Annotated in this window: 11 protein-coding genes; 3 read left to right on the forward strand and 8 right to left on the reverse strand. The window is 72.1% G+C overall.

What is annotated here, in order from left to right; all coding sequences use genetic code 11:
* A partial coding sequence (locus VFW24_14205; GenBank protein ID HEX5267914.1) for a flap endonuclease occupies positions 1-221 on the reverse strand: 221 nt, incomplete at its 3' end.
* A 115-nt stretch (positions 222-336) separates the two neighbouring features.
* On the opposite strand from VFW24_14205, the gene VFW24_14210 reads away from it, so the two are divergent.
* Complete coding sequence (locus tag VFW24_14210; GenBank protein HEX5267915.1) at positions 337-1,401, forward strand: hypothetical protein; 1,065 nt, start codon at positions 337-339, stop codon at positions 1,399-1,401.
* 80 nt (positions 1,402-1,481) lie between these two features.
* Here VFW24_14210 and mce read toward each other — a convergent pair whose 3' ends face one another.
* Both mce and ccrA read right to left on the reverse strand, forming a co-directional pair.
* The gene (gene mce, locus VFW24_14215; protein ID HEX5267916.1) at positions 1,482-1,913 is read right to left on the reverse strand and encodes a methylmalonyl-CoA epimerase; all 432 of its coding nucleotides are present in this window, start codon (positions 1,911-1,913) and stop codon (positions 1,482-1,484) included.
* Positions 1,910-3,250: a crotonyl-CoA carboxylase/reductase gene (gene ccrA / locus VFW24_14220; protein ID HEX5267917.1), complete on the reverse strand. Its 1,341-nt coding sequence runs from the start codon at positions 3,248-3,250 to the stop codon at positions 1,910-1,912. Before ccrA ends, mce begins: the two co-directional genes overlap by 4 nt.
* Before the next feature lie 89 nt (positions 3,251-3,339).
* Between ccrA and VFW24_14225 the strand changes: the two genes are divergently transcribed.
* Positions 3,340-4,524: an acetyl-CoA C-acetyltransferase gene (locus tag VFW24_14225; protein ID HEX5267918.1), complete on the forward strand. Its 1,185-nt coding sequence runs from the start codon at positions 3,340-3,342 to the stop codon at positions 4,522-4,524.
* A gap of 278 nt (positions 4,525-4,802) precedes the next feature.
* On the opposite strand, the gene ligD is transcribed toward VFW24_14225, so the two are convergent.
* Positions 4,803-5,822 (reverse strand): non-homologous end-joining DNA ligase, encoded by a 1,020-nt coding sequence (gene ligD, locus VFW24_14230; protein ID HEX5267919.1) that lies wholly within the window; start codon positions 5,820-5,822, stop codon positions 4,803-4,805.
* Between the two features lie 46 nt (positions 5,823-5,868).
* Positions 5,869-6,354, reverse strand: coding sequence for a metallophosphoesterase family protein (locus VFW24_14235; protein ID HEX5267920.1), 486 nt, complete (start codon positions 6,352-6,354; stop codon positions 5,869-5,871).
* Positions 6,355-6,392: 38 nt separating this feature from the next.
* On the opposite strand from VFW24_14235, the gene VFW24_14240 reads away from it, so the two are divergent.
* Complete coding sequence (locus VFW24_14240) at positions 6,393-7,175, forward strand: rhomboid family intramembrane serine protease (protein HEX5267921.1); 783 nt, start codon at positions 6,393-6,395, stop codon at positions 7,173-7,175.
* Positions 7,176-7,241: 66 nt separating this feature from the next.
* Here VFW24_14240 and VFW24_14245 read toward each other — a convergent pair whose 3' ends face one another.
* The 3 genes from VFW24_14245 to VFW24_14255 form a co-directional block, all read right to left on the reverse strand.
* Positions 7,242-7,544, reverse strand: coding sequence for a Rieske (2Fe-2S) protein (locus tag VFW24_14245; GenBank protein HEX5267922.1), 303 nt, complete (start codon positions 7,542-7,544; stop codon positions 7,242-7,244).
* Positions 7,545-7,583: 39 nt separating this feature from the next.
* Positions 7,584-8,150, reverse strand: a complete 567-nt coding sequence (locus VFW24_14250) for a DUF6529 family protein (protein HEX5267923.1) — start codon at positions 8,148-8,150, stop codon at positions 7,584-7,586.
* Positions 8,151-8,156: 6 nt separating this feature from the next.
* A partial coding sequence (locus VFW24_14255) for a hypothetical protein (GenBank protein ID HEX5267924.1) occupies positions 8,157-9,574 on the reverse strand: 1,418 nt, incomplete at its 5' end.

Here is a 9,574-nt window from a genome sequence, read left to right on the forward strand (position 1 = left end):
GCCCACAGGTCGTTGCGGAACGACTCGATGACGTGGTCGGTGGCCACCCCGACGTGGGTGGCGCCGTCGCCCAGCATCCCGAGCACGCTGGCCACCACGCCCCGGGTGGCGGCCCGGGACTCGGCCGGGCCCCCGGCGCCCTCCCCCTTGCGGCGGGCGGCCGCCGCCCCGAAGTGGTGCCGGAACAGCTCGTAGGTGCCGTCGACCAGGTGGACCCGCACCGGCCGATCCTCTCAGGCCGGAGGCCGTTTGAGAAATATCTAGTCAATCGGCGTCATAGCCGGCATGGCCCGCCGTCATGTAGCCGAACTCGCCCCGAATGAAAGGTCAGAAACAATGCGCAGACGCCGGATCGTGGTAGCCGGAGCCACCGGGATGCTCGGGATCGGGCTGGCCGCCCCCCTGGCCGCCCACGCCGACACCGCGCCCCCGGGATCGGCCTCGGGCACCGGCGCCAGCCTGAGCCTGGGCAGCCAGACCGTGGCCTCGGTCTCCCCGACCAGCGCCTCGGCTGGTGGCAGCGGGTCGGCGGCGTCCGCCTACACCGTGCAGGTGCTGGGCAACAACGTGACCCCCGGGGGGTCGAGCAGCGACGGCCAGGCCGCCTCGTCGGGCTCGGCGCTGTCGACCCCGTCCGGCAGCCCGGTCGAGGCCGAGGTGACCCCGTACTCGGCATCCACCGGGGCCGGGTCCGCCGCGGCCCGGGCCGCCCTGGCCCACGCCGCCGCCGGGGGGAGCTCGGGGCTCAGCGCCGACGTGCTCCGCTCGGACTCCTCGGCCAGCTACAGCTCGGGCCACAGCGCCGGCCACAGCTCCACCGACGGGGCGGTCGTGAACGCCGGCGGGTCCGGCGGGCTGACCGTCGACCTCCTGCACTCGCAGACCGACAGCGCGTCGGGGGCCAGCGCCTACCTGGCCTCGATCAACGGCAACCAGATCGGGTCGTCGCAGGACGTGGGCCAGATCTGCTCGTCGCTGTCGAACAGCCTGCTGCGCCTGGCGTGCGTCGTGGCCTCGGGCGGGGAGGCCTTCGTGGGCCAGGCCGTGGTCCCGGGCAGCGGCAGCGGTACGGGCTCGGCGCTCAGCCTGCTGCTCCTCGACGCCACCGGCACCGGCGGCGCCGGCGCCGTCCCGGCGGTGACCACGTCGGGGGGCTCCCCGGCGAGCGCCGGAACGACCGGGTCGGGCACCACGCCCGGCACCACCGCCACCACCATCGACCTGCCCGTGGTCGTGGCCGGCCCGGCCGCCGCCGTCACCCCCACCCACACGACCGGCGGGGGCCTGCCGTTCACCGGCGCCCCCATCGAGTTCTACGTCCTGGTGTCGGGTGCGCTCCTGGCCCTCGGGGGCGTGGTGTGGCGGCTGTCGACGGTGGTGCGCCCGACGTACGTGGCCTGACCCGGGGGCGGCCCACTGACCGGGCGGCCGGCACGCACGGCGGCGTGCCCGGCCCCCGGTCGGGGCCGGTCAGAACCCGGTCACTCCTGGACGAGCTCGATCAGGGTCCCGAAGGCGCCCTTGGGGTGCACGAAGGCCACCGTGGTGCCCCGCGACCCCGGTCGCGGGGCCTCGTCGATGACCCGGCCGCCCTGGTCCTTCACCGCCTGGAGGGCCCGGCCGCAGTCGTCCACCCGGTAGCCCACGTGGTGGATCCCCTCACCCCGGGTCTCGAGGTACTTGGCCACCGGGGAGCTCGGGGACACCGGGGTCAGGAGCTGGATGTAGGAATCGGCCACCTTGATCAACGCCTCCTCCACCCCGTCGGAGTCGATCCGCTCGCGGTGGGCCACGGTGGCCCCGAAGGTGTCGGCGTAGTAGGCGATGGCCGCCTCGAGGTCCTGGACGGCGATGGCGACGTGGTCGATCTCGGTGAGCACCCCCGAGGCGGCGCCGCCCGCAGCGGCGCTCACCCCCCGTGCCTCCGGAACAGGGTGATCTTGTCCTCGCCGATGCGGGCGCGCAGCTCGGGGTCGTCGATGCCCAGGCCCTCCTGGGGCGCCAGGCACAGCACGCCGAGCTTGCCCTCATGGAGGTTCTTGTGGACCTGGTAGGCGGCCTCACCGGTCTCGGTGAGCGGATAGACGGCGGAGAGGATGGGCTGGATCTTGCCCAGGGCGATCAGCCGGTTGGCCTCCCACGCCTCCTTGTAGTTGGCGAAGTGGCTGGACTTGATCGTCTTGAGCTTCATCCAGAGGTGGCGGTTGTCGTACTCGATCATGAAGCCGCTGGTGGCGGCGCAGGTGACCACCACCCCGCCCCGCTTGCAGACGAACACCGAGGCGCCCATGGTCTGGCGGCCGGGATGCTCGAAGACGATCTCGGGGTCGTCACCCACCAGGCCCCGGATGTCCTTGCCCAGCCGGCGCCACTCCGACTCGTCCTGGGTGTGATCGTCGGACCAGAAGCGGTAGTTGGCGGCCTTGCGGTCGATGACCGCCTCGCAGCCCAGCTCCTCGAGCAGCTTCACCTTCTCCGGGCTCGACACCACCCCCACGGGGATGCCGCCGCCGTTGAGCACGTACTGCACGGCGTAGCCGCCGAGGCCCCCGCCCGCACCCCAGATGAGCACGGTGTCACCCTGCTTCATGTCGGCGCCGTTGCGGCTCACCAGCATCCGGTACGACGTGGAGTTGGTGAGGGCGTTGCACGCCGCCTCCTCCCACGTGAGGTGGGCGGGCTTGGGCATGAGCTGGTTGGCGCGCACGACGGTGAGGTCCGCCAGCCCGCCGAAGTTCGACTCGAAGCCCCAGATGCGCTGGTTGTTGGCCAGCATGGCGTCGTCGTGGGAGCTCGGGTCCTGGTCGTCGACGTAGTTGCAGTGGATGGTGACCTTGTCCCCCGGCTTCCAGTTGCGCACGGCCGAGCCGACCCGGATCACTACGCCCGAGGCGTCGGAGCCGACCACGTGGTACGGCAGGTCGTGGCGGGCGCCCCAGCGCGACTCCTTCCCGAGACGGGACAGGAACCCGAAGGTGGGCAGGGGCTCGAAGATCGAGGTCCACACCGTGTTGAAGTTGATGGCGCTGGCCATCACCGCCACGTAGACCTCGTCGGGGGCGAGCTCGGGGACGGCCACGTCCTCGACCCGGAGGGACTTGCGGGGGTCCTTGTCGGCGGAGTCGACCCCCTCGAACATGCCCACGTCCTCCTTGCGGACGAGGGCGGCCCGGTAGGACTCGGGGACGGGGATGGCGGCAATGTCGTCCGCAGAGGCCCCGTTCTGGATCGCTTCTAGAAAGGCTTGCACGGCCGCGAAGCTACCCGGTCCGGTTTGGACGGGTTACCGGCCGGTAACCGTAGAATTGCTCTTTTGGCCTCGTTAAGGGGGAACAGCCCATGCCCGGCACGGTCATCGTCGCAGGAGCCCGCACACCGATCGGCAAGATGTCCGGCGCCTTCGCGGGCGTACCCGCCGTGGACCTCGGCGGCCACGCCATCAAGGCCGCCCTGGAGCGGGCCGGGGTGAGCCCCGACCAGGTCGACTACGTCTTCATGGGCCAGGTGATCCTGGCGGGGACGGGCCAGATCACCGCCCGCCAGGCGGCGGTCAAGGCGGGGATCCCGATGACCGTGCCGGCCACGACCGTGAACAAGGTCTGCCTCTCGGGCCTCAACGCCATCTACCTGGCCGACCAGATGATCAACGCCGGGGACGCCGAGATCGTGGTGGCCGGCGGCATGGAGTCGATGACGCTGGCGCCCTACCTCCTGCCGGGCGCCCGGGCCGGCCTGCGGATGGGTGACTCCAAGGTCGTGGACTCGATGATGTACGACGGGCTGTTCTGCGCCTTCGACCTGTGCGCCATGGGCGCCGCCACCGAGCGCTACACCAAGGCCCAGACCATCGCCCGCGACCGCCAGGACGCCCTGGCCGCCGCCTCCCACGAGCGGGCCTCGGCGGCCCAGAAGGACGGCAAGCTGGCCGAGGAGATCGTGGCGTTCCCCGTGCCCCAGCGGCGGGGGGACCCGATCATCGTCGACACCGACGAGGGGGTCCGGCCGGGGACGACCGTGGACAGCCTGGGCCAGCTCCGCCCCGCGTTCGAGGCGGACGGCACCATCACCGCCGGCAACGCCAGCCAGATCTCCGACGGGGGCGCAGCCGTCATCGTGATGTCCAAGGAGAAGGCCTCGGCCCTGGGCGTGACCCCCCTCGGGGAGGTCGTCTCCTACGGGCAGGTGGCCGGGCCCGACCCCTCGCTCCTGACCCAGCCGTCCCGGTCGTCGAAGCAGGCCCTCGACAAGGCGGGCCTCAAGGTGTCCGACGTCGACCTGTTCGAGTTCAACGAGGCCTTCGCCGCCGTGGGCGTGGCGTCGATGGACGACCTCGGGATCAGCGACGACATCGTGAACGTCAACGGCGGGGCCATAGCCCTCGGGCACCCGGTGGGGATGTCGGGGACGCGCATCGCCCTCACCCTGCTGCTCGAGCTGCGCCGCCGGGGCGGGGGCACGGGCGTGGCCGCCCTCTGCGGGGGCGGCGGCCAGGGGGACGCCCTGGTCATCAAGACGATCTCCTAGTCCGGGCCGCCTGCCGCCGCCTTCGGGGGTCCCCCCCGCCCCCGCGAAAATAAAAGTGGTCGCCATATATGAAAATTCATATATGACCGGCCAAATCCCACTTTACGGGGCTTTGTCTGCCCGGATAGTGGCGACAGACGATGCTTCCGACCTCGGGGAGCGTCCCGCCCGTCACTCCCGGCAGGAAATGACCGGCCGTATATGAAGATTTATATACGGCACGGGAAAAGCGTTTTCGGGGAGGCCCGGGGGCTGAGCTGCCGGCCCGCACCCCGGCGCTACGGCTGCTTGCGGGCCCGGGAGGGCGCCACCCGAGAGGGCTCTCCCGGCATCTTCGGGTAGACCGGCGGCCAGGGGGCGTCCTGCAGGCCCGCCGCCCGGTCGCGCTCGTGCAGCGCGAGCAGGGGGTCGAGCGACTGGAGGTCGGCCGCCATCTCGGCCCACGGGTCCCCCTCCGAGCTCACCCGCTCGGGAACCGAGGCGATGGTGAGGGCGTCGGGGTGGATGGTCTCCAGCTCCTCCCAGCGGAACGGGGCCGACACCTGCGCCCCGGGCCGGGCCCGCACCGACCACGCCCCGAACACCGTCTTGTGGGGGGCGTTCTGGTTGAAGTCCACGAACACCCGCCGGCCCCGCTCCTCCTTCCACCACGAGGCGGTGATCAGCTCGGGCCGGCGCCGCTCCAGCTCCCGGGCCAGGGCCACGGCCGCCGAGCGCACCTGGTAGGAGTCCCACCGGGGCAGCAGGCGCACGTAGACATGCACACCCCGGTTGCCGGTGGTCTTGGGGCGGCCCTGGACCCCGAGCTCGGCCAGCAGGACCTCGACCTCGTGGGCCGCCTCCCGGACCATCGGGAAGTCCACGCCCGGCGTCGGGTCGAGGTCGATCCGCAGCTCGTCGGCGTGGTCGGGATCGGACGCGTGATACGGCCAGACGTGGAACCCGAGGCAGGCCAGGTTCACCGCCCACAGGACGTGGGCCAGGTCGGCGGCCACCAGGGCCTCCGAGGTGGTGCCGTTCGGCGTGCTGACCGTCGTCGTCTCCAGCCAGTCGGGGCGGGACTCCGGCACCCGCTTCTGGAAGAACGACGACCCCTCGGCGCCGTGCGGGAAGCGCTGCAGCAGCACGGGCCGGCCGCCCATGGCATCGAGCAGGGGCCCCTCGACGGCCTGGTAGTACCGGACCAGGTCGAGCTTGGTGTTCCCGTGCTCGGAGAAGAACACCTTTTCGGGGTTGGTGATGGCGACCTGGCGACCGGCCGCCGGCACCATCACCGTCTCCGCGCTGGGCCCGGCCACGGCGAGCGAAGGTAGCTCCCGGCCGGCCGGCGGGCGACGGCGGGGCTCAGAGCGGAACGATGCGGTGGGACAGCACCCGGCCACCGCCGAGCTCCAGCTCGCCGAACGTGCACACGGGCTGGCGGCGGCGCTGGGTGGCCGACCCGGGGTTGAACAGGAGCTGGCCGTCCACTCCCTCCTCGTCCCAGGGGATGTGGCTGTGGCCGAAGACGACCACGCCGGCGTCGGGGAACAGCCGGCGCATCCGCCCGGCCCGGCCGGCCCGGGCCCCGCTGTCGTGCACCATCGCGATCCGGACCCCGCCGATCTCGACCGACCGGGTCGGAGGCAGCAGGCCGGCCAGCTCGACGTCGTTGTTGCCCGACACGGCGTGGACCGGCGCGAGCTCGGAGAGCTCCGCCAGCGCCGCCCGGCTGACCACATCTCCGGCGTGCAGGATCACGTCGGCGGCGTCCAGGGCCCGCAAGACGGGGGGAGGGAGCCGCTCGAGCCCGGCCCGGAGGTGGGTGTCGGCCAGCACGGCCACCAGCACGGGAGTGATGGGCCCGGAGTAAAGCAGACTCTCCGCTCGTGGTCATCCCCATCCACGACGAGAACCCGCTGCGCCGCCGGCCGGTCGTCACGTGGCTGCTGGTGCTGATCAACGTGGCGCTGTTCCTGGCCGAGCCCATCGGAAAGGTCCCGATGGGCAACGGCACCCAGACACTGGCGTCGGCGTGTCAGCAGATCGAGTTCTTCGACCACTACGGGGCCATACCGAAGGAGCTGACGAGCAACCAGCAGCTGGCGCCCCACGTCGTCGGCCCCATCCCGACGAACGTGGGGCCGCTCCCGTGCCCGACCGAGCGGTGGTCGAAGGTCCCCGCCCTGTCCGTGCTCACCGCCATGTTCCTGCACGCCGGGTGGGCGCACCTGCTCGGCAACATGCTGTTCTTCATCATCTTCGGCAACAACATCGAGGACCGGCTGGGGCGGATCCGCTTTCTCCTCTTCTATCTGGTGGCCGGCTACGTCGCCGCCTACGGGTACGCCCTGGCCTCTCCCCACTCGACGGCCCCGCTGATCGGGGCCTCGGGCGCCATAGCCGGCGTGCTCGGCGCCTACGTCGTCCTGTACCCCCGCGCCCGGGTCACCGCCCTGGTCCCGTTCCTGCTGTTCCTGCCGTTCCGGCTACCGGCTTGGCTGGTCCTGGGCTTCTGGTTCCTGCTGCAGTACGCCTACTCGGCGGGCAACGGGGTGGCCCAGGGTGCCGACGTGGCGTACTTCGCCCATGTGGTGGGCTTCCTGTTCGGGGCGCTGCTGATCCGCCTGATCGTCCCGCGCGGTCGCGCCGCCCTCAGGACAGAGCGATGAGGGCGCCCACGGCAAAGCCCACCGCCAGCAGCCACAGGAGCGTCGGCACCCGGTGGAGCAGCCTGCTCATCGCGTGTACACCCCGCCGTTGCGGACGACCACGGCCACGGCCGGAAGGGGACGGGGGGCGGGGCCGGTCAGGACGGCGCCCGTGCGGGCGTCGAACCGGCTGCCGTGGCACGGGCAGGTGATCACGCCGTTCTGCACCGCGTCGACCGTGCAGCCCTGGTGGGTGCACGTGGCGGAGAAGGCGTGGACGGTGGAGTCGGAGGCGAGGGTCACCACCACGTTCTGGTCGGACACCACCACTCCACTCCCCGGGCGGAGCTGACCGAGCCGGGCCAGCAGCCGCCCGGCGGGAGACGGCAGGAGCGGGGGCGGTCCGGTCCGCCTGCGGGCGGGGGTCGCTCACGTCAGCGGCACCCCGGAGCGGGTGAAGAACCACAGGGCGGCGGTGAGCCACAGCAGCACGAGGAGGGACAGCACCGCTCCACCCAGGACCGGCAGGGCCCAGCCGGGCAGGCCCCGCAGCCGCAGGCCCAGCATCTTGGCCGACCAGGCTCCGTAGAAGAGGCAGCCGGCCACGCTGTGGGCGACCACGCGCACGCTGGCGGTCGCGAACCGGAGCGCCCACATGCAGTGGAAGGCGACGGGCAGCGTGACGACGAAGGCCACGCTCCCCGTGTAGCGGTGCGCCACCGGCGCCCACGAGGGGGCGGGGCCCGCTCCGGGCAGGCGGCCCCACATCCACAGCGCCGTGAGCAGCTGGACGATCAGCAGGGCGGTGGCGATGGTGGTGAGCCACGCCTTCATCTGCAGCATGCCGGAGAAGCCGAGCGTGAACAGGGGCCGACCGGCGGCGGTGTGCAGCCGGGAGTACAACCCGAGGGACAGGGCCACCACCGCGCCCGTCAGGAAGACGACAGCGAGAGGTGCCCGCTCGACCACCCCGACCCGCGCCGACACGCCCGACACCGGTTCTCAACCTAACGCCACGATCGGGGCGGCGGGGGGGTAGCCGGCGGCGCTGCCCTCGTTGACGGCGTCCCCGAACATCAGCAGAGACCCGTCGGCGCCCGCCAGCCGGTACCCGGCTCCGTCCGGGGTGCGTTCCATCCCCGCGACCCCGCCGGCCGGAGCCACGCCTCCGGTGGAGCCGAGGAAGCGGGCGTCGCCGAAGGTGAAGATGCCTCCGTCGCGGGCCGCCAGCCAGTAGCCGGCGCCGTCGGGTGTCGGGGCCATGCCGACGATGGGCTGGTTCAGGCGGATGGCCCCGGTGGAGCCGCGGAAGCAGGCGTCGCCGAAGGTGAAGATGCCTCCGTCGCGGGCCGCCAGCCAGTAGCCGGCGCCGTCGGGTGTCGGGGCCATGCCGACGATGGGCTGGTTCAGACGGATGGCCCCGGTGGAGCCGCGGAAGCGGGCGTCGCCGAAGGTGAAGATGCCCCCGTCGGCTGCGACCAGCCAGTAGCCCCCTCCGTCCGGAGTGGGGGCCATGCCGACGATGGGCTGATTGAGGTGGATGGCCCCGGTCGAGCCGAAGAAGTGGGCGTCCCCGTAGCTGAAGATCCCGCCGTCGCTAGCCACCAGCCAATAGCCGCCTCCGTCGGGAGTGGGGGCCATGCCCACGATGGGCCGGGCCAGGTGCACGCCGGCGGCCGAGCCCCGGAAGGAGGCGGTGCCGAACGTGTACACGCCACCGGAGGAGTCGGCCATCCGGTATCCCTGGGTGGCAACGGCCGGGCGGGTCGCGCCCGAGTTGGGATCGACCATCAGCGACGACTCGTCGACGGCTTCGAACGCCGCCGCCGGCACGGTCTTGAGCTCGTCGAGCAGTCCGTTGTCCCAGCGGTTGTCGGCCGCTCCGGTGAAGTACCAGTTGGAGCCGTTGTCGGCCAGGATCAGCCCGTAGTGCTGCATGGCGCGCAGCACAGCCTGGGCCGGCGCCGAGTAACGGGAGATGTCGAAGCCGGCCTTCAGCCGGAAGCGGGCGCCCATCGGAGGGAGGGTGGGATCACTGGCCGAGCCAGCCTGGTGGCGGGCGGGCCACACGTAGGAGCGGTCGGTCCGGGCGGCCGTGAACCGGATGGCGTGGGTCACCGATCCCGCCGCCACCTCGTCGTAGCGCAGGAGCCCGGGGAGGATCGGGAGGCCGGCGGCGTCGGCCGACGTCCAGCCGGCCGGGCGGAGCCGGTCGGAGCCGAGATTCCAGACGGCTCCGGAGCCGGCCGTCGAACCCGACGGGGAGTAGTGGGCGTCGTACAGCTCGTAGAGGGTGCAGGACGAGGAGTCGACCATGATGGCGTGGCGGTCACCGGTGGCACTCGGGCCGCCCTCGATCGGGGTGTCGGGGCCGAAGGGGTACGGCCCGGGGTCGCTCTCGTCGGCGTAGGTGAAGCTGA

Source organism: Acidimicrobiales bacterium (genome assembly GCA_036273495.1).
Classification (GTDB): domain Bacteria; phylum Actinomycetota; class Acidimicrobiia; order Acidimicrobiales; family JAJPHE01; genus DASSEU01.

Excerpts from the sequence above, each read along its gene's own strand:
- VFW24_14210 (HEX5267915.1), top strand. The coding sequence starts at position 337 with ATGCGCAGACGCCGGATCGTGGTAGCCGGAGCCACCGGGATGCTCGGG.
- VFW24_14225 (HEX5267918.1), top strand. The coding sequence starts at position 3,340 with ATGCCCGGCACGGTCATCGTCGCAGGAGCCCGCACACCGATCGGCAAG.